16 protein-coding genes are annotated in these 18,135 nt (G+C 73.0%); 10 read left to right on the top strand and 6 right to left on the bottom strand.

Going from position 1 to position 18,135, the window contains the following annotated elements; all coding sequences use genetic code 11:
- Positions 1-36: 36 nt before the first annotated feature.
- Positions 37-1,056, top strand: coding sequence for a glycine betaine ABC transporter substrate-binding protein (locus BLV02_RS20065; RefSeq protein WP_069109834.1), 1,020 nt, complete (start codon positions 37-39; stop codon positions 1,054-1,056).
- 53 nt (positions 1,057-1,109) lie between these two features.
- Here the strand turns inward: BLV02_RS20065 and BLV02_RS20070 are convergent, their stop codons facing one another.
- Complete coding sequence (locus tag BLV02_RS20070) at positions 1,110-3,197, bottom strand: MMPL family transporter (protein WP_216094031.1); 2,088 nt, start codon at positions 3,195-3,197, stop codon at positions 1,110-1,112.
- Positions 3,198-3,333: 136 nt separating this feature from the next.
- Here BLV02_RS20070 and BLV02_RS20075 point away from each other — a divergent pair, with 136 nt between their 5' ends.
- From BLV02_RS20075 to BLV02_RS20085, 3 genes are read left to right on the top strand one after another with little or no spacing between them, the layout of a single operon-like run.
- Positions 3,334-4,230 carry a sigma-70 family RNA polymerase sigma factor gene (locus tag BLV02_RS20075; protein WP_069109836.1) on the top strand — a complete coding sequence of 299 codons (897 nt, stop codon included), beginning with the start codon at positions 3,334-3,336 and terminating at the stop codon, positions 4,228-4,230.
- 27 nt (positions 4,231-4,257) lie between these two features.
- On the top strand, positions 4,258-5,193 hold the full coding sequence (locus BLV02_RS20080) for a phosphotransferase (RefSeq protein WP_069109837.1): 936 nt from the start codon (positions 4,258-4,260) through the stop codon (positions 5,191-5,193).
- 36 nt (positions 5,194-5,229) lie between these two features.
- Positions 5,230-5,757 (top strand): GNAT family N-acetyltransferase, encoded by a 528-nt coding sequence (locus BLV02_RS20085; protein WP_069109838.1) that lies wholly within the window; start codon positions 5,230-5,232, stop codon positions 5,755-5,757.
- Here the strand turns inward: BLV02_RS20085 and BLV02_RS20090 are convergent.
- Genes BLV02_RS20090 through BLV02_RS20105 form a run of 4 tightly spaced genes read right to left on the bottom strand, consistent with a single transcriptional unit; the run spans position 5,746 to position 10,316 of the window.
- Positions 5,746-6,318, bottom strand: a complete 573-nt coding sequence (locus BLV02_RS20090; RefSeq protein WP_069109839.1) for a hypothetical protein — start codon at positions 6,316-6,318, stop codon at positions 5,746-5,748. The genes BLV02_RS20085 and BLV02_RS20090 overlap by 12 nt on opposite strands.
- A 16-nt stretch (positions 6,319-6,334) precedes the next feature.
- Positions 6,335-7,282, bottom strand: a complete 948-nt coding sequence (locus BLV02_RS20095; protein WP_069109840.1) for an N-acetylglucosamine kinase — start codon at positions 7,280-7,282, stop codon at positions 6,335-6,337.
- Positions 7,279-8,166, bottom strand: a complete 888-nt coding sequence (locus BLV02_RS20100) for an N-acetylmuramic acid 6-phosphate etherase (protein WP_069109841.1) — start codon at positions 8,164-8,166, stop codon at positions 7,279-7,281. The genes BLV02_RS20095 and BLV02_RS20100 overlap by 4 nt, the downstream gene beginning before the upstream one ends.
- The gene (locus BLV02_RS20105; protein ID WP_069109842.1) at positions 8,163-10,316 is read right to left on the bottom strand and encodes an alpha-N-acetylglucosaminidase; all 2,154 of its coding nucleotides are present in this window, start codon (positions 10,314-10,316) and stop codon (positions 8,163-8,165) included. Before BLV02_RS20105 ends, BLV02_RS20100 begins: the two co-directional genes overlap by 4 nt.
- Positions 10,317-10,390: 74 nt before the next feature.
- On the opposite strand from BLV02_RS20105, the gene BLV02_RS20110 reads away from it, so the two are divergent.
- The 4 genes from BLV02_RS20110 to BLV02_RS20125 are packed head-to-tail and all read left to right on the top strand — an operon-like array spanning position 10,391 to position 14,747.
- Positions 10,391-11,626, top strand: coding sequence for an ROK family transcriptional regulator (locus tag BLV02_RS20110; RefSeq protein WP_083412390.1), 1,236 nt, complete (start codon positions 10,391-10,393; stop codon positions 11,624-11,626).
- 49 nt (positions 11,627-11,675) lie between these two features.
- On the top strand, positions 11,676-12,995 hold the full coding sequence (locus BLV02_RS20115) for an ABC transporter substrate-binding protein (RefSeq protein ID WP_069109843.1): 1,320 nt from the start codon (positions 11,676-11,678) through the stop codon (positions 12,993-12,995).
- Positions 12,988-13,929 carry a carbohydrate ABC transporter permease gene (locus BLV02_RS20120; RefSeq protein ID WP_083288324.1) on the top strand — a complete coding sequence of 314 codons (942 nt, stop codon included), beginning with the start codon at positions 12,988-12,990 and terminating at the stop codon, positions 13,927-13,929. The genes BLV02_RS20115 and BLV02_RS20120 overlap by 8 nt, the downstream gene beginning before the upstream one ends.
- Positions 13,926-14,747 (top strand): carbohydrate ABC transporter permease, encoded by an 822-nt coding sequence (locus tag BLV02_RS20125; protein ID WP_069109845.1) that lies wholly within the window; start codon positions 13,926-13,928, stop codon positions 14,745-14,747. Before BLV02_RS20120 ends, BLV02_RS20125 begins: the two co-directional genes overlap by 4 nt.
- Positions 14,748-14,750: 3 nt before the next feature.
- Here the strand turns inward: BLV02_RS20125 and BLV02_RS20130 are convergent, their stop codons facing one another.
- Positions 14,751-16,073 (bottom strand): MFS transporter, encoded by a 1,323-nt coding sequence (locus tag BLV02_RS20130; protein ID WP_069109846.1) that lies wholly within the window; start codon positions 16,071-16,073, stop codon positions 14,751-14,753.
- Positions 16,074-16,222: 149 nt separating this feature from the next.
- Here BLV02_RS20130 and BLV02_RS35755 point away from each other — a divergent pair, with 149 nt between their 5' ends.
- Both BLV02_RS35755 and BLV02_RS20140 read left to right on the top strand, forming a co-directional pair.
- On the top strand, positions 16,223-17,275 hold the full coding sequence (locus BLV02_RS35755) for a hypothetical protein (RefSeq protein WP_074946556.1): 1,053 nt from the start codon (positions 16,223-16,225) through the stop codon (positions 17,273-17,275).
- A gap of 243 nt (positions 17,276-17,518) precedes the next feature.
- Positions 17,519-18,028, top strand: a complete 510-nt coding sequence (locus tag BLV02_RS20140; protein ID WP_216094034.1) for a hypothetical protein — start codon at positions 17,519-17,521, stop codon at positions 18,026-18,028.
- Positions 18,029-18,135: the final 107 nt, after the last annotated feature.

Here is an 18,135-nt window from a genome sequence, read left to right on the forward strand (position 1 = left end):
CCCAGAGTGCCTGGTAGCCGAATCAAGAGGAGAATCATGCGCAAGTCCACCCTCACCCTCGTGGCCGGCCTGGCCGCGAGCGGTCTCGTCCTCGCCGGTTGCGGCGACGACGACAACGGCGGCGGGTCCGCCGACGGCGGCGGCTCCGGCGACGGTGCCGGCGCCGACGTGCAGACCATCGGCGACGTCGACAGCGGCAGCTGCGACCCCGCCGAGGGCGACGCCGAGATCCCCGACGCCGAGGGCACCGGCGACGACGAGACGTCGCTGACCATCGGCGTCTTCACCGGCTGGGACGAGAACTACGTCGTCGCCGAGCTGGCGAAGGTCGCCCTGGAGGAGCAGGGCTACACCGTCGAGTTCGAAGAGCTCGAGGCCGGCCCGGCCTACACCGGCGTCGCCGACGGCGACATCGACGTCATCATGGACGCCTGGCTGCCGAACACGCACGCCGACTACGTCGAGCAGTTCGGCGACGACCTCGAGGACGGCGGCTGCTGGTTCGACGAGGGCTTCCTGACCATCGCCGTCAACGCCGACTCCCCGGCGCAGTCGCTGGCGGACCTCGCCGGCGAGGCCGACGCGTACGGCAGCCGGCTGGTCGGCATCGAGCCCGGCGCCGGGCTGACCAACGCGACGCAGAACGAGGTCATCCCGACCTACGGCCTGGAGGACTGGGAGTTCCCGACCTCCTCGTCGCCGGCCATGCTCGCCGAGCTGGACAGCGCGATGGCCTCGGGCGACAACATCGCCGTCACCCTGTGGCACCCGCACTGGGCCTACGCGGCGTACGACATCCGCGACCTGGAGGACCCGGAGGGCTCGCTCGGCGAGGCGGAGCGGCTGTACAGCCTCGGCCGGCCGGGGTTCCACGAGGAGTTCCCGAACGCCGCGCAGCTGATCCGCAACCTCTACCTCTCCAACGACCAGCTGCTGGAGATCGAGGACCTCATGGTCGTGCAGAACAACCGTGAGGACAACGCCGGCGCCGTGGCGCAGTGGCTGGACGCGAACCCGGACTTCGTCGCGAACTGGCGGGCCGGCACGCTGACCTGACCCGACGCCGTCCTGGCGGGGCCGCACGCGCTGCGGCCCCGCCTGGGACGCGGTCAGGAGCCGGTGCCGACCGGCCGGGGTTCCGGCTCGGCCACGGCGACCGGCGACGGCGGGACGCGCAACAGCCGAGCCGCCCAGTCCGGCAGGTACCAGTTCCACTTCCCGAACAGCGACACCAGCGCCGGCGTCAGCAGCGACCTGATGACGGTCGCGTCCAGCAGGATGCCGAAGCCGAGCCCCGTCGCCATGACCTTGAGGTCGGTGGCCGGGCTCGCCGCCAGCGCCGCGAACGCCAGGAACAGGATCAGCGCCGCGCTGGTGACCAGCCGCCCCGTCCGCCCGATGCCCTGGACGATCGCGAGGTCGGTGTTGCCGGTGGCGTCGTACTCCTCTCTGATCCGGGCCAGGATGAACACCTCGTAGTCCATCGACAGCCCGTACAGGAACGCGAAGATCAGCAGCGGCACCCAGAACGTGATCGCGCCGGTCTCCGGGATCCCGAACACCGCGTCCGATCCCCAGCCGTACTGCCAGAACAGCACCACCAGCCCGTACGCCGCGCCGAGCGAGAGCAGGTTGAGCAGCACCGCCTTCAACGGCAGCAGCAGCGACCGGAACGCCCGCACCAGCAGCACGTACGTGAGCAACGCGATCAGCGTGAGCATCAGCGGGAAGTTGCCGTACACGGCGTCCATGAAGTCCGACTGCATCGCTCCGACGCCGGACACGCCGATCACGCCGTCGAGGTCGCCGGCCCGTTCGGACACCCGGTCGACGACGTCGACGCTGGCGGAGTCGACGGTCTCGTGGTCGGGGATGAGCACGACGACGGATTCGCCGTCGCGGCTGCTGGTGGCGTCCGCCGACACCAGCGCCCGGTCGATGCCGTCGACGCCAGCGAGGTCACTCGCCACCGCGTCCGCGTCGTCCGAGGACACCAGCACCTCGATCGGCGTGAGCGTCCCCCGTGGCACGCCGCCGTCGGTGAGCCGGTGCAGGTCCTCGTACGCGGAGCCGTTCTGCGCCAGCGCCTCCGTCGACGCGAGCCCGATCTTGAGCCCGGAGAACGCCCCGACCAGCGCGAGCAGGACGGCGAGCGAGGCGGCGGCCGCCACCCAGCGGGCCCGGACGACGCGGGTCGCCCAGCCGGTCCAGGCGCGGCTGGCCGTGTTCTCGCGGCGCACCCGCGGCCAGTCCACCCGCGGGCCGATGCCGCCCAGCAGCGCCGGCGTCAGACTCAGCGTCGCCGCGACGCTGGCCAGCGGGATCAGCGCACCGCCGATGCCGACGCTGCGCATGAACGGCACCGGCAGCACCAGCAGCGAGATCAGCCCGATCGCCACCGTGCCGCCGCTGACCAGCACGGCCCGGCCGGCCGTGCCCATCGCCACCACGACGGCGTCGTGGTTGTCGCGGCCGCGGTGGCGCTCCTCCCGCCAGCGGGTCACCAGCAGCAGCGAGTAGTCGATCGCCACGCCCAGCCCGATCAGCGCGATCAGGAACGTCACCAGCGTGGAGAAGTCGCCGAGGTAGGTCAGCCCGAGCAGCATCACGAACGTCGCCATGATCGACCCCACCGCCACGACCAGCGGCAGGAACGCCAGCAGCGAGGCGAACACGAACGCCAGCACCGCCAGCGCGCCGACCGAGCCGGCCACCACCTCGGCCAGGACGCCCCAGCCCTCCTCCTCCGACCCGACCGCGAGCGCGTCGTAGCCGGTGACGCCGACGGTGCTGCCGGGCGGCGCCGCCTCCTCCAGCGCGTCGCGGATGCGGTCGGTCGGCAGCGACGTCGCCGTCTCGTCCCACCGCCAGAACAGCAGCGCGTACGCCGTGCTCCCGTCGTCGGTCACGAACGCGTCGTCGCCGGTGTTGCCGGCGTGCAGCAGCCGCAGGTCCGGCAGCGCCTCGCCCGCGGCGTCGAACGCGGCCGCGTCGCCCTGCGCCGCCTGCTCGCCGTCCGGGTGGGTGAACGACACCAGGTACGGCGCCTGGTTGCCGCCGTTGCCGAACCGCTCGACGATCCGTTCCGCGGTCTCCGCGCCCGGCTCGCCGGGCAGCGAGTACTCCGTCGTCAGACGTTCGTTGGCCGGGCCGGCCGCCATCGCGCCCGCCACCACGACCAGTAACCAGAACGCCATGACCCATCGGCGATGTGCCAGGACGAACTCAGCCCATCGACGCATCGTTGCGCACTTCCTTCCAGATCCGGGGTGTCACACCTGCCGCCTTTCATTCGTCAGCGCACTGACGGACCGCGACGAAGGAATGTGACCGATGAGCGACGACTGGCTGGCACTTCAGTTCGAGGACCACCGCACGCACCTGCGCGCCGTGGCCTACCGGATGCTCGGCTCGACCACCGAGGCCGACGACGCCGTCCAGGAGTCGTGGCTGCGGGTGGCCCGGGCCGGCACCGCGGGCGTCGACAACCTCGGCGGCTGGCTGACGACCGTCGTGGCCCGGGTCTGCCTCGACATGCTGCGGTCCCGGACGGCGCGGCGCGAGCAGCCGCTGCCGCGGGACCGGGCCGTGGCCGTCAACGGCGCCGACCCGGAGCACGAGGCGCTGCTGGCCGACACCGTCGGGCCGGCGCTGCTGGTGGTGCTGGACACGCTGGCGCCGGCCGAGCGGCTCGCGTTCGTCCTGCACGACCTGTTCGCCATCCCGTTCGACGAGATCGCGCCGCTGGTCGGCCGGTCCCCGGCGGCTGCGCGGCAGCTGGCCAGCCGGGCCCGGCGGCGGGTGCAGGGGGCGGAGTCGCGGTCGCCCGCCGCCGACGACGTCAGGCGGCAGCGCACCGTGGTGGACGCCTTCACGGCGGCGTCGCGCCAGGGCGACTTCGAGGCGCTGCTGGCGGTCCTGGACCCAGAGGTCGTGATGCGCGCCGACGCCGCCGCCGTCGACCTGTCCCTCGCCACGCGCTCCCGTGGCGCGGCGCCGCTGGCCGACGTGATGCTCGGCCGCCAGGCGGTCGCGGACGTGTTCCTGCACCGGGCCAAGCACACCCGGCGGGCGCTGATCGACGGCGAGGCCGGCCTGGTGTGGTGGGCGTGCGGCGAGGTCCGCGGCGTCTTCCCGTTCACCGTCGCCGACGGCCGGGTGGTCGAGATCGGGATCGTGATGGACCCGGACCGCGTGCGTGCGTTCGACATCGAGCTGCTCGCGGACTGACGGGCCCGGCGTGAGACGCTGGGCGGCGTGCTGACGCCGCCCACGTTCGTCGACGACGCGACGATCAGCCGGGCCGTCGGCGCGCACTGGCTGCCGGAGGTCGACACACTCGATCACCTGCCGTGGGGGTTCGGCGCGCACCACTGGCGGGCCACCGGCGCCGGCCGGGCGCTGTTCGTGACGCTGGACCAGCTGGCGCCCCGGCACACGGCGGCGTCGCTGGAGGCCGCCTACCGCGGCGCCGCCGCCCTGGCCGCGTCCGGGCTGGACGTCGTCTGCGCGCCGCTGCCGACCCGGTCCGGCCGGTTCACCGCCGACGCCGGGCGCGGCGCGCTCAGCGTCACGCCCTGGCTGGACGGGCGCACCCCGTCGGAGGACGACGCCGCCGCGCCCGCACACGTCGCCGTCGTGCTGGCCGCGCTGGACGCCCTGCACCGCACCGTCCCGCCGGACGGCCTGCCGGTGTGGGCGCCGCGGGTCGGTCCCGGCTTCGCCGCGCGGCTGCGGGAGGCGACGCGGTCGCCGTGGACGAGCGGGCCGCTGGCCGAGGAGGCGCGCGGGCTGCTGGCCGGAAACGCCGCCGCCATCACGGCGTGGACGGCGCGCTACCTGGAGCTGGCCGGCCGGGCGGCGGCCCGGCGGGACCACTGGGTGCCCACGCACGGCGAGCCGCACCACGCCAACCAGGTCGTGACCGGCGACGGCCTGCGGCTGGTCGACTGGGAGTCGCTGGCCCTCGCCCCGGCCGAGCGCGACCTCGTCGACCTCGCCGGCCACGCACAGGCCGACCCCGAGATGATCGAGCTGTTCCAACTGGACTGGCGGCTCAGCGAGCTGGACGAGTACGCGCGCTGGTTCGCCGCCCCGCACACCGGCACCGACGACGACCACACCGCCCTCGACGGCCTGCGCGAGGAACTGGCCGACGCGGAAAACCCGTTGCCGGCCCGCCGGCCGAGCTGATGGGGTGATCGGCAACCGCGACGAGACGGAGGCCAGGTGCTCACGGGAGACCTCGTACGGCTACGCCCGCTGGAGCCCAGCGACGCGGCGGCGCACCACCGCTGGAACCACGACCCCGAGGTCATGCAGTGGTTCGCGCACGGCTATCCGGTCAGCGCGGAACGCTTCGCCGGCGAGTACGGCGAGCGGCCGAAGAACTCCTACGAGCGCGTCGTCCTCGGCATCGAGACCCTCGACGGCGGCCGGCTGACGGGCGTGGTGGCGCTCAGCGGCGCCGAACCCGAAACCGGCGGCGCCGAACTCGACCTCTACATCGGCGAGAAGGACTGCTGGGGCCGCGGCTACGGCACCGAGGCGACCCGCCTGATCTGCCGCTACGGCTTCGACGCCATGCGCCTGCACCGCATCCAGCTGTGGGTGGCCGACGAGAACGCGCCGGCCATCCGCGTCTACCAGAAGCTCGGGTTCGTCGAGGAGGGCCGCGCCCGCGACACCCTGCGCCGCCACGGCCGCTGGCACGCCATGGTGCTGATGAGCCTGCTCGAGGGCGAGCTACGGGGCTGAGCGGCCGGCGATGACGGCCGTCAGCGTGACGCTGAGGGCCAGCATGTAGGCGGCGAACAGCCAGGAGGCGGGGGCCGGATCGGTGATGGTCAGCAGCGTCACGGTGGCGCCGACACCGACGAGCACGTAGAAGAGCGCGTTCTCCGTGTGCGGCTCCCGCCACGCCTTCCGGACGGTCGGGGTGGCGGCCGCGGCGTCGGCCGCCACCGCCAGGACCACGGCCCACGACGCGCTGCCGAGCCCGATCCAGACGACCAGCGCGATCACCGAGACCGCGCCGCAGGCGAGGTCGAACGGCGTGATCGTGGCGCTGCCGTGCCGGCCGGCGAACGACGCCGTCAGGACGATGAGCGGCCCGACGCCCGCGGCCAGCGTCAGCACCGCCGGCAGGCCGACCCCCGCGTCGAGCTGGGCGGAGAAGGCGATCAGCGGCGCCGCCGCCCAGAGCACCCAGGTGACCCGGTTGGGGCTGGCTCGCCCCCGCATCGTCGCGACGGCGTAGCGGAGGCCGCCGATGAGGCCGAGCGCCGCGCTCAGCACCACCCAGTTCTGGTCGATCATCGCGGCCGACGCTACGTCAGGCGTCGTCGAAGCCGGAGGCGTGCAGGAACGGGCCCGCGTGCCGGGTGATCCGCGGGTGGTCGAGCAGCCGGAGCGCACCGTCGGCGCCGTCGCCGTCCGGTGCGACGATGCGCGCGGCGGGGACGCGGGCCAGGACGGCGCGGCGGAACGGGTCCTCGAGCAGGCCGCCGGTCCGGAACAGGCCACCGCCCCAGGAGAAGCACGGCTCCAGCCCGGCGGCGGCCGCGACGGCCGACTCGGCGAGGCGTTCACCGGCGTGGCGCCAGATGCCGCTCGCGACCGGGTCGCCGCCGCGGGCGGCCTCGGCCACCGCCGGGGCGAACGCCGCCAGCTCGAACGACGGCGAGTCGCCGTTGTACACGCGGCCCAGCAGGCCCGCCGGGTCGCCGTACCGCGTGGCCACCGCGGCGGCGAGCGGCCCCGAACCGCCGGCGCGTCCGTCGAGGTGGCGCAGGGCCGCGGCGAGCCCTCGGCGCCCGATCCAGGCGCCGCCGCCCTCGTCGCCGAGCAGGTAGCCCCAGCCGTCGGTGCGGTTCCAGACGCCGCCGAGGTCGGTGCCGAGCGCGATGACGCCGGTCCCGGCCGCCACGACCACGCCGGGACGGCCGCCGAGGGCGCCCAGGTGCGTCGTGAGCGCGTCGCCGGCCACCATCACCCGGCTCGCGCCGAGCCGGTCGCGCAACTCCGCGGCGATCGCGGCGGGATCCTCGAGCAGCCCGGGCAGGCCGGTCGTCCCGACGCAGACGGCGTCGAGCCGTGGCGGTCGCGCGGCGTCGGCCGCCTGCGTCACGGCCTCGACGGCCGCCTCGACGACGGTCGCGGCGTCGAGGGTGGCGCGGCGGTGTGTCGGGCGGGTCAGCCGCACCCGGCGTCGTCCCGTGCCGAGCTCGACGACCGCCCGGACGCCACTGCCTCCGACGTCGACGCCGGCCCGAGCGCTCACGCGCGACCCTCGAACCGCGCGACGGCCGCCCGCACCGAACCGGCCTCGGCCAGCGCCGCACGCGCGTCGTCGGCGCCGGCGTCGCCGAGCAGGGCGACGAGCGCGACCTCGATGTCGCCGCCGGCGTCGCGCAGGGCCGCCCGTGCGGCCGCCTCGTCGCGGCCGGTCGCCGCGCGGACGACCGCGACGGCGCGCTCGCGGAGCTTCTCGTTGGTGACGGACATGCCGATCATCAGGTTCGAGTACACGCGGCCGCGGCGGGCCATGAGCGCGGTCGAGAACGCGTTCAGCGCGACCTTGGTCGCCGTGCCGGCCTTCAGCCGGGTCGATCCGGTGAGCGCCTCCGGGCCGGTGTCCAGCACGATGACGTGGCCGGCCTCGATCACCGGGTCCGGCGAGCAGCTGATGAGCACGGTCGACGCCCCACGGCGGCGTGCCTCGCCCAGTGCCGCGGCGACGTACGGCGTCGCACCGGAGGCGGTGATGCCCAGGACGAGGTCGGCGCCGGTGACGTCCCGGAGGTCCTCGGCGCCGAGATCCCCAGAGTCCTCGAAGTCCAGAGCGGAGTCGACGAGTGCGGCCGCGCCGCCCGGGAAGTGGGCGGTGACGAGCGAGCGGTCCACGCCGAAGGTCGGGGTGAGCTCGGTCGCGTCGAGCACGGCCAACCGGCCCGAGGCACCGGCGCCCACGTAGTGCAGCCGCCCGCCCGCGGCGAGCTTGGCGTCGGCGAGCTGCACCGCCTCGGCGATCGCGGGCAGCGCCGCGCGCACCGCCTCGACGGCGGCGGCGTCCTCGTCCACGATGCGCGCCAGCGCCTCTCGCGTCGGCAGCGTGTCGAGGTCGAGCGTCGCCGGGTTGCGCGCCTCGGTCGGTCGGGTCGTCATGGGTGCGTGGTCCTCTCGGCCGGGGGCGTGGCGATGATGTCGGTGAAGGCGCTGATGGCCCGCCGGCTGATGGCGGCGAGCCGGTCGAGCGGGACGGCGGGAGCGTCGGCGCCGCCGTCGACGAACCGGCGGTGCAGGTCGTCCAGGTCGCGGTCGAGTTGCGCCTCGGCGCGGGGGCGGTCGGTTCCGGCCAGCTCGACGGCCGCGGCCCAGGCCGCGAGCCGCCGCTTGTAGCGGCCACCCACCAGCCCGCGCCACAACCGTCCGGAGTAGTCCTCCAGCGTGGTCTTCGGCGTCTCGTTCCAGCTGGTGACGAGCCGCCGGGCGGAGCCGACCAGCTCGGCGGGGTCGACGCCGTCGGCGGCGGCGCGGGCGGCGGCGTCCTCCCAAGTGCTGAGCCGGGACTCCGCGCGGGTCGCGAACAGCTCGTCGAACCCGTCGAGCTCCGTGCCCAGCCGCTCGGCGAGGGCCCGCCGCCGGGCCGGGTCGGGCTGCTCGGCGATGCGGACGACGAGCTCGTCGGCGATCCGCGAACAGGCGGCCTGCGCGAGCTCCACGAGGTCGAGACCGAGCGGGCCGGACGCCAGCGCGGGGTCGTCGTCGAGCACGTCGACGAGCAGCCGCCACGACGTCGCGAACCGGTCCGGGTCGAACCAGCGCTGCGACTCGACGTCGCTGCGCAGCGCGGCGGGGTCGTCGACCCAGGCGAGGGTCGGGCGGCGCACGAGCACCCCGTGGAAGGTCTCCGGGAAGATCGGCCGGCCGCGGGCGTCGTAGATGGTGGCGAGCAGCCCGGACCACGCGTCCTCCAGCCGGTCGTCGCGGCGGCCGTAGCGATCGGCCGCGAAGCGGCGGACCCATGCGTCGAGGTCGGGCCGGTCGCCCCAGGCGAGGTCGGCGAGGAGCTCGAAGAACACGCCGTTGTGGTGGATCGACTCCATCGTCAGGCCGAGCCCGGTGGGCGGACGGGCCGAGGCGAGCGCGGCCTCGAACTGGTCCCGCGCCCGGGGCAGGTCGGCGACCGCGTCGCTGCGCCCGCCGAAGTTGAGCAGCCCGCACCACTGCCAGGTCCGGCCGGAGAAGCCGTCCTGCCGCGGCCAGACCGGCGCGTGCTCGGCCCAGAGGTCGAGGACGAGCAGGGCGTCGTGCGGCACGGCGTCGAGGAAGGCCCGCACCCGCTCGTGGGTCCAGTAGTCCGCCTGGTACGCGAACGGCCAGGCCTGCAGGACCCAGACGGCGTCCGGCTCGGCGTCGCGGAAGCCGCGCACCAGCTCCCCGGCCACGCGCGTGGGGAAGTCGTCGTCCTCGTCGGCCGGCGGCGTCTCGATGAACGGGTCGGACGCGATGTGGGTGACGGCGCCGAACCGCTCCTGCTGGACGCGCACCACCTCGGCGGCGAGCCGGGCGAACCGGGCGTCGCCGGGGTCGAGGAACCAGGTGGTGTTGTCCTGCCACCGGCGCGGCCGCGTCGCGTCCGGCGCCAGGCCGCGGGGCACGTGCCCGGTGAAGCCGGGGAGCACCGGGGTCATGCCCAGCGAGCGCATCCGCTCGACGATCCGCCGGCCGAGGCGGGCACGCCGCTCGAGGTCGTCGGCGGTGAGCTGGACCCGGCGGCCGTCGCGGCAGCCCATGTACTGGAACGGCAGGTAGAGCGGTTCGCCGAGGAAGCTCAGGATGGTTTCGTCGTCGAGGCCGAAGCGGCGGTAGACGTCGGCCAGCACGGCCTCGTGACCGGCCAGCGCCAGCGGCATGGTGATGCCGTGCAGCGCCATCCAGTCGATCTCGCGCTCCCAGTCCGGCCACGACCAGTGCGCCGTCGAGTAGCTGAACGTGCAGAAGTTCAGCATGTACTGGTCGCGGACGCGGGCGCGGACGGTGCGCTCGGGCGCCTCCGCGACCGGCGTCACGTCCAGGGGCGTGCGGGTGGGCCAGTGGACGGCGGTCCCGTGCTGCCGGCGCAGGTGATCGTGCAGGCCGGCGCACGCGCTGACCGGGTCGCTCGCCGTCAGCTCGAGGCGGCTGTCGCGCACGCGATGCCGGAACCCGCGGCCGAGGCCGGGATCCCAGCGGATCGCCAGCCGGCGGGCGAACCCGGCGCCCGCGACCCGCTCGGCGAGCTCGCGGACGGCGGCTTCGTGGGCACCGTTCATCACGCCTCCAAGATAGTTACGTACGGCCCGCAACTATATGCTACGGTGACGCGCACTGACAGAGGGAGGCACCGGTGACCACGCACACCGTCGCGGTCGACACGCAGATCATGCGGGGTATCAACGCGGCCGCCGTGCTGACCGTCCTGCGCGACGCGAGCCCGCTCGGCGTCTCGACCATCGCGAAGCGCACCGGCCTCTCCCGCCAGGCCGTCACCCGCGCCATCGCCGGTCTCGAGCAGCTCGGCCTGGCCGAGTTCCGCGCCCCCGACCCGCAGGCCACGCGGGCCGGACGGCCCGCCCAGTCGGTCGTGTTCCGCGGCGACGCCGCCGTCGTCGTCGGCGTGGCCATCGCGCCCGACGTCGTCACCGTCGCGACGGCCGACCTCGCCGGCGAGCTGCTGGACCGGCGCGACCTGCCGCTCACCGAGCCGTCGTCCGTGCGCGACCAGGTCGGCGCCGGCATCCGCGCCGCCCTCGACGAGCTGTCGGTCCCACGCGAGCGGGTCTGGGCGGCCAGCGTCGCCGTCCCCGGCATCGTCGACGTCGCCACCGGCACCGTGGTGCTGAGCTCGAGCATGGCGCACCTGCACGGCGACGGGCTGCGGTCGGCGGTCGCGGAGCTCCTCGACTGCACGGTCTACGTCGACAACGACGTCAAGCTGGCCACCGAGGGCGAGCAGTGGCGCGGCACGCCGCACGAGACGTCGTCGCTGGTCCTCGTCGAATGGGGCGAGCGGGTCGGCGCCGGCCTCATGCTCAACGGCACCCTGTACCGCGGCGCGTCGAACGACTCCGGCGACATCGGCTTCCTCCGCCTCGAGCCCGCGTCGCGGCCGAACGAGGCCGACCGCGCCGACGTCCTCGGCCCCTTCGAGCGGACGGTGGGCGGCGCGGCGCTGACCCAGCTGGCGATGGACGCAGCCGGCCGGCACGGCGACCACGAGTGGCTCGCGACGCTCGCGTCCGCGCCCGCCGACACCCGGCTCGACCTGGTGATCGCCGCCGTGCGAGACGGCCGGGCCCCCGCCGTCGAGGCCATGCGGACCGTGGCCGCGCGGTTCGCCCGCGGCATCGCCGCGGTCCGCGCGCTGCTCGACCCCGAACTGGTGATCATCGGCGGCCCGATGGCCCGCTGCGGTGAGGAGCTGCTGGTCACGCTCCGGGCCGAGCTGGAGGGCGAGACCCTCAACCAGCCGTCCATCGAACTCTCGACGCTCGGCGGCGACGCCGTCGTCCAGGGGGCGCTGCATCACGCCCTCGCCATCGTCGAGGCGGAGCGACTCGCACCGAGCGCGCTCTCGGAGTAGGCCCCGCCCACCCCACCGTCCTGCGTCACAGCAACGAGAGGAGCAGCACATGCTCACCACCCGGAGATCCGCTGCGCTGGTCGCGGCCGGAGCGGCGGCGCTCGCCCTGACGTCGTGCGGGAGCGACTCGGCCGACACGCCCGCCGGCGCCGCCCCGACCGAGGTCTCCACCGAGATCACCTCCGATCCGGTGACGCTCACGCTCGCCTACACCGACGAGCCGCCGACGCAGGCGCTCGTCGACGGCTTCACCGCGCTGCACCCGAACGTCACCATCGAGACCCAGCAGACGCCGTTCAGCGACTACGTCAAGTCGGTGCAGCTCGCGATGTCGTCGGAGACGCCGCCCGACATCGCGCAGTACAACCCCGGCGCCATGCGGTCGCTCGTCCCGGCCGGGCTGATCCTCGACCTGTCGGCCTGGAGCGACGCCTACGGGTGGGACGAGAGCTTCCCGCCGTCCAGCCTGGAGGTGCTGACCTCCGACGACGAGGCGAAGCAGTACGGCGAGGGCGGCCTCTACGCGGTGCCCGGCGCGCTGTCCGTGCTCGGCGTCTACTACAACAAGGACCTCGTCACGGCCGCCGGCGTCGACGGCCCACCGGCGACCCTGGACGAGTTCGAGGACGACCTCGCCGCGGTGGCCGCGAGCGGCGTCGACCCGCTGACCGTCCCGTCCCTCGAGGTCGGCGGCCTGCACCTGTGGGGCGCGCTGCTGAACCGCCTCGGCGACATCCAGGACTACAAGGACTGGGTGTACGGCGTCGACGGCGCCACCATCCAGACGCCGGCGGCCGAGGAGGCCACCGACACCCTGGTCGACTGGATCGCCAAGGGCTACATCCCCGAGTCGTCGAACGCGGTCGGGTACGCCGACGCGATCGGCGAGTTCACCGCCGGCGACGCCGCCTACCACGTCACCGGCAACTGGGCCGCCGCCGCGATCGAGGCGGAGCTGGGCGACAACGTGGGCTTCTTCCTCATGCCGGGGCCGACGGCGGACGCACCGGTGGTCGCCTCCGGTGCGAGCGTCGCGTACTCGATCTCGGCGAAGACCGAGCACCCGGACGTCGCGGCCGCGTTCCTCGACTACCTCGGCTCCGCCGACGCCGCGCCCGTGCAGTTCGAGAGCGGCTTCATGCCCGTCAACGTCGACGCGACCGTCGAGGCGACCGGCCTGAAGGCCGACATCGCGACCGGGTTCTCCGAGGTGGTGGCGGTCGACGGCATCGTGCCGTTCGCCGACTTCGCGGCGCCGGCCATGCTCGACCAGCTGGTCTCCGGCATCCAGGGCCTCATCAGCCAGCAGTCGACGACCGACCAGTATCTGGAGGGCCTGCAGAGCGTCTGGTCCTCCTACCATGGCTGAACCCCGCACCATGCTCACCCGGAGCCGCGCCGTCGCCCCGCCCGCCGCGGGGCCGCGGCGCGGCCGGCCCGCACCGCGACGCCGGTGGTCCGGGTGGCTCTACATCCTGCCCGCGGCCGTGGTCTACCTGGCCTTCGCGATCTGGCCGACCATCGCGACGGCGCGGCTGTCGTTCTTCGAGTGGAACGGGATCCTGCCGCCGCGCTGGGTCGGGCTGGACAACTACCGGGAGATCTTCGAGACCCCGGCCCTGTACGGCGCGGTCGGGCACAGCCTCGTCCTGGTGGTCTTCTTCTCCGTGATCCCCGTGGCGTTCGGGCTGTTCCTCACCGCGCTGCTGAGCGGGCGGGTCCGCCGGGGCATGGCGTTCTTCCGCGTCGTCTTCTTCCTCCCCCAGGTGCTGCCGCTCGTGGCCGTCGGCATCACCTGGCGCTGGCTGTACAGCGACGACGGCGTCGTCAACGAGGCGCTCACCGCCGTCGGGCTCGGCGGCATCACCCGGGCCTGGCTCGGCGACTACGGCGTGGCGCTGTTCGCGCTCGGGCTGATCGGCACCTGGGTGATGAGCGGGCTGTGCATGATGCTCTTCCTGAGCGGCGTCCAGAAGATCGATCCGTCGCTCTACGAGGCCGCCGTCCTCGACGGCGCCGGCGCCGTGCGGCAGTTCTTCGCCGTCACCCTGCCCGGGCTGCGCGGCGAGGTCTCCATCGCGGCCGTCATCACCACCATCGCCGCGCTCGCCAGCTTCGACCTCGTCTACGTGACGACGAACGGCGGGCCGGCGAACCAGACCACCGTGCCAGGCCTGCTCGTCTACCGCCTCGCCTTCACCCAGGGCGACATCGGCGGAGCGGCCGCCCTCGCCGTCGTGCTCGCGGTCATCGTGATCGGCCTCGTGACCGTCATCCGCTGGCTCACCAAGGAGCGATCGTGAGAGTCAGACCAGCCGCGACCGGGCTGCGCTACGGCGTCCTGTTCGCCCTCGCCGCCCTGGTGCTGATGCCGTTCATCGGCATCATCCTGGCCTCCGTCCACCCGCCGGACCAGGCGGTGTCGGGGCTGAGCCTGCCCGACCGCATCTCGTGGGAGAACTTCTCCGTGGCGTGGAACCAGGCGCATTTCGGCAGCCTGGTGAAGTCCAGCCTCATCATCGCCGCCGGCGTCGTGCCCACCGCCGTCATCCTCGCCACCCTCGCCGGCTACGGGCTGACCGTCCTGCGCGCACCCGGCAGCCGCCCCGTCACCGGCGCGTTCGTGCTCGGCCTCACCATCCCCGTCGAGCTCGTCGTCGTCTCCCTCTACTTCAACCTGCGCGACGTCGGCCTGTCGAACTCGTACCTCGCGATCATCATGGCCGAGGTCGCCCTGTTCCTGCCGTTCGGCGTGTACTGGATGTCGGCGCACTTCTCCCAGGTCCCGGTCGAGCTGGTCGAGGCCAGCCGCATCGACGGCGCGCGCGACCTGATCGTGCTGCTGCGCGTGCTGCTGCCGATCTCGTGGCCGGCCATCACGACGCTCACGGTGCTGATCTTCATGTGGTCCTGGAACCAGTTCCTGCTGGTGCTCGTGCTCATGCAGGACCCCGAGAAGCGCACCGCCCCCGCCGGCCTCGGCTACTTCGTCGGGCAGTACTCCACCAACATCCCCCTGCTGTCCGCCGCCAGCCTGATCGTCATCCTCCCCATCGTCGCCGTCTACCTCGCCTTCCAGCGCAACTTCGTCAGCGGCCTCACCCAGGGAGCGGTCAAGTAGGCCCTAGACCGCGCGGACGGACGAGCACTGGCAGGCGGCGAGGACGCCTTCCGCGGCCTCGGCATCGTCGCGCAGCAGGGTCGCGACGGCCCCGCCTCGTGCCGCGGCGGGGGCCGGCGCAGCGGCCGGCGCCGCTTGCGCGCGCGGCCACACCACCACGGCCGTCACCAGGCCGGCGACGGCGAGTGCGCCGAGGATCGCCCAGGCGAGGGTGAAGCCGGAGCTGGTGCCGATCCATCCGGCGATCGGATAGGTGACCAGCCACGCCAGATGGGAGAGGGAGAACTGGGCGGCGAAGGCCCCCGGAAGCTGGCTGCTGTCGACGGACGATCGGATCACGCGCCCGGTCGGGGTGACGATCAGGGCCATGCCGCCGCCGATGAGTCCCCAGATCGGTGCGGTGACGCCCCAGCTGGCGACCCCGGTGGCGGCCATCGCGACCGCCGCGCCGACGCCGGTGAGCAGGACTCCGGCGCCGGTCATCATCACGGTGCGGTCGGCGACGCGGTCGAGCACGCGCGGCAGCAGCAGCGCGACCACGAGCGTCCCGCCACCGGAGGCGGCGAGCATCCAGGACACGTCGGCCTGCGTGCCGCCGAGTTCGTCGCGGACGTAGTTGACGGTGTTGACCACCACGATCGACCCGGCGGCGGCGACCACCAGGTTCAGCGCCATGACGCCCCGCAGCCGCGGTGTCCTGGCGAAGGTCGTGATGCCCGAGGCGACGCGATCCCAGACACGGGTGTGGCCGCTCGGCCGCGCGTTCGGGATGCGCGTCGAGAGCACCAGCAACGCGGACACGACGAACCCGATGGACGTGCCGGCGAACAGCCAGTCGAAGGTCATGAAGGTGAGCGCCACCGCGGCGAGCACCGGGCTGAGCAGGCTCTCCATCGTGTAGGCGACCTGCGACGCGGACAGGGCGCGGGTGAAGTCGGACTCCTCCGTCACGATGTCGGGGATGACCGCTTGGAACGTGGGCGTGAACGCCGCCGACGTGGCTTGCAGGACGCCGATGAGGACGTAGATCTGCCACACCTCGGTCACGAACGGCAGCGCCAGCACGACCCCCGCGCGGACGACGTCGAGCAACGTCAGGAACGCCCGCCGCGGCAGCCGGTCGGCATACGCGCCGACCACGGGCGCCACCAGCACGTACATGACCATCTTGATCGTCAGCGCGGTCCCGAGGACCGCCCCGGCACTGGAACCCGCCAGGTCGTAGGCGAGCAGCCCGAGCGCAACGGTGGCCAGCCCGGTGCCGAACAGCGCGATCACCTGCGCGCCGAACAGGTGGCGGTAGTCGCGGATCGCGAAGAGGCGCATGACGGTCTCCCCTGGTCTCGGGTATCTCGACCCCTAGAGAAACCATACCCCCCGGGGGTATGTCAAGTCGTACCCCCTCGCCCTCCTCGAGAGTCCGGCGTTCGGTGTTCGGTGTTGACCGAACACCGAACACTCGCCATGCTGGTCTCATGCCCGCCAGTGCGGCTGCTCAACGAGGGCTCGACGGCAAGGCAGCGTTCATCGAGGCTGCCAACGCCCTCGGCCTGCGCACTGCTGAGCCCACGGACGAGTCCGCCGATGTGCGGGTGGACGTCAACGGTCGCTGGCTGGCGGTCGACCTGAAGCGATTCTCGACCGTGGGCAGCGACGACGTTCCTCGATTGGTGTCCCGGCATCGAGACCCGCCGGATGGTGAGGCGCCGCAGCTTCGAGTACTCGTAGCGGACCGGGTCCTCGGCGAGGCTCGAGACGTACTGAAGGCCCATGGCTGGGGCTGGCTCGACCTGAGAGGCCATCTCTTCCTGTCGGCGCCGGGTGTGCTGGTCGACGCCGAAGTCCCAGCATTTCGCCCGCGTCCTGACCGGATGTCTCCGTTCTCCGGAAGCGTCGGCCTGGAAGTCGCCTGTGCGCTGCTCCTGGAGCCCGACGTTGCTCCGACCGTGAGAGGTCTGGCTCGAACGTTGTCACGAGCGCCGAGCACCGTGTCCGACGTGCTCAAAGGACTGCGCTCCGAGGCCTTGCTGCTACGAGCTGGGACCCCGGCGACGCCGGAGTTGTTCTGGGCGACCGCAGAGGCGTGGCCGAGCCGGGCGGTGCCGCTCGCCGCGTCGCCGGCAGCAGTCGATTCCAGGTATGCGGCCGCTCTGCGGATTGGATTGGACGACTTCGACAGCGAAGCTGGTTGGGCGCTGACTGACACCCTGGCGGCTGCCGCTTACGGCGCACCCGTAGGTGCCCGTAGCGACCACCCTCCGGACTTCCACGTTCCCGACGAACAGACGTTGCGCCGAGCTGTCCAAGTCCTCGGACAGGCTGAAACGTTCGACAGTCGCCGAGCGTCCGTACGGGTCGCCCCGGTGCCGGCGGTGTGCACGAACCGCGTCGATCTCCGAAGCTCGAACCAACCTTGGCCTCTGACCCGCCCGTTGTTCGTCGCTCTGGACCTCGCCGCCGACCGCGACCGCGGACGGCAGGTCCTCGAAGCGTGGCAGCCAAGGAGCCCATGGCACCGTGTCTGGTAACGCGCCGCCCACCGTCAGCCTCGCCGGCGAATCGATGTACCAGGTCGTGCAGGCCATCCCCGAGGTCGAGCGACGAACCGGCCGACCCGTCACCGTCGTCGGTGGACTCGCCGTCATGTGCAGGCTCACCCGGGCCTACCGGGCGACCACCGATCTCGACACGTCAACCGGCGCGCAGACGGCGAACCAGCACAACTCGAGGTCCTCATCGCCGCGGGAGGCGAACAGGTCGGGCCGGTCGGCGTGTACCTGCCGACACCCATGGGACTGGTACAAGTCGACGTCCTCGAGGTTTCCGACTGGGAGCTCGAGAACCTCCCCGAGGACCGCACCGACCGACTCCACGTGACCGCCCATGCATGGGGCGCACAGACGGCGTCACCCGTGCGGGTCCGGGCGTCCGGCCTTTCCGCCGAGCAGGACATCGAGGTCACCACCAAGATCGCCGAACCCGGTCCGCTGGTCGCCATGAAACTCCAAGCCGTCATGAACCGACCAGCAGCCAAGGAAGGCACCGACCTGCTCGACATCGTCCGGCTCGTACTCGACCCGATCACTGGACCCGCAGCCCTCGACCAGCTGGCCACCGGCGACGACCAGCTCGCGTCGGATGCCCAGGACCACGTCGGCCTCTGGTTCGTCACCAACTCGGAGAGATCATTGCGGCGGATCCGCGCAGTGGGTGGAGCTGACGTCGACCTGGACACGCTCAGCCTCGTCGGCGCTCTGCTCAGCGAATCACTGAGACGATGACCTCGAAAGCACAGGGGGTGGGCCCCCAGGGGATCGAACCCTGAACCCGCGGATTAGCGAGCCGGCCTTCTCGTCGTCTCTCGTCCACTCACTCGCGCCGCTCTGGC

The sequence above is a fragment of the Jiangella alba genome (assembly GCF_900106035.1).
Lineage (GTDB): Bacteria > Actinomycetota > Actinomycetes > Jiangellales > Jiangellaceae > Jiangella > Jiangella alba.

Coding starts and splice junctions, on each gene's coding strand:
- BLV02_RS20090 (WP_069109839.1), bottom strand. CDS start 6,318: ATGATCGACCAGAACTGGGTGGTGCTGAGCGCGGCGCTCGGCCTCATC.
- BLV02_RS20130 (WP_069109846.1), bottom strand. CDS start 16,073: ATGCGCCTCTTCGCGATCCGCGACTACCGCCACCTGTTCGGCGCGCAG.
- BLV02_RS20115 (WP_069109843.1), top strand. CDS start 11,676: ATGCTCACCACCCGGAGATCCGCTGCGCTGGTCGCGGCCGGAGCGGCG.
- BLV02_RS20100 (WP_069109841.1), bottom strand. CDS start 8,166: ATGACGACCCGACCGACCGAGGCGCGCAACCCGGCGACGCTCGACCTC.
- BLV02_RS20105 (WP_069109842.1), bottom strand. CDS start 10,316: ATGAACGGTGCCCACGAAGCCGCCGTCCGCGAGCTCGCCGAGCGGGTC.
- BLV02_RS35755 (WP_074946556.1), top strand. CDS start 16,223: ATGCCCGCCAGTGCGGCTGCTCAACGAGGGCTCGACGGCAAGGCAGCG.
- BLV02_RS20120 (WP_083288324.1), top strand. CDS start 12,988: ATGGCTGAACCCCGCACCATGCTCACCCGGAGCCGCGCCGTCGCCCCG.
- BLV02_RS20065 (WP_069109834.1), top strand. CDS start 37: ATGCGCAAGTCCACCCTCACCCTCGTGGCCGGCCTGGCCGCGAGCGGT.
- BLV02_RS20070 (WP_216094031.1), bottom strand. CDS start 3,197: ATGGCGTTCTGGTTACTGGTCGTGGTGGCGGGCGCGATGGCGGCCGGC.
- BLV02_RS20075 (WP_069109836.1), top strand. CDS start 3,334: ATGAGCGACGACTGGCTGGCACTTCAGTTCGAGGACCACCGCACGCAC.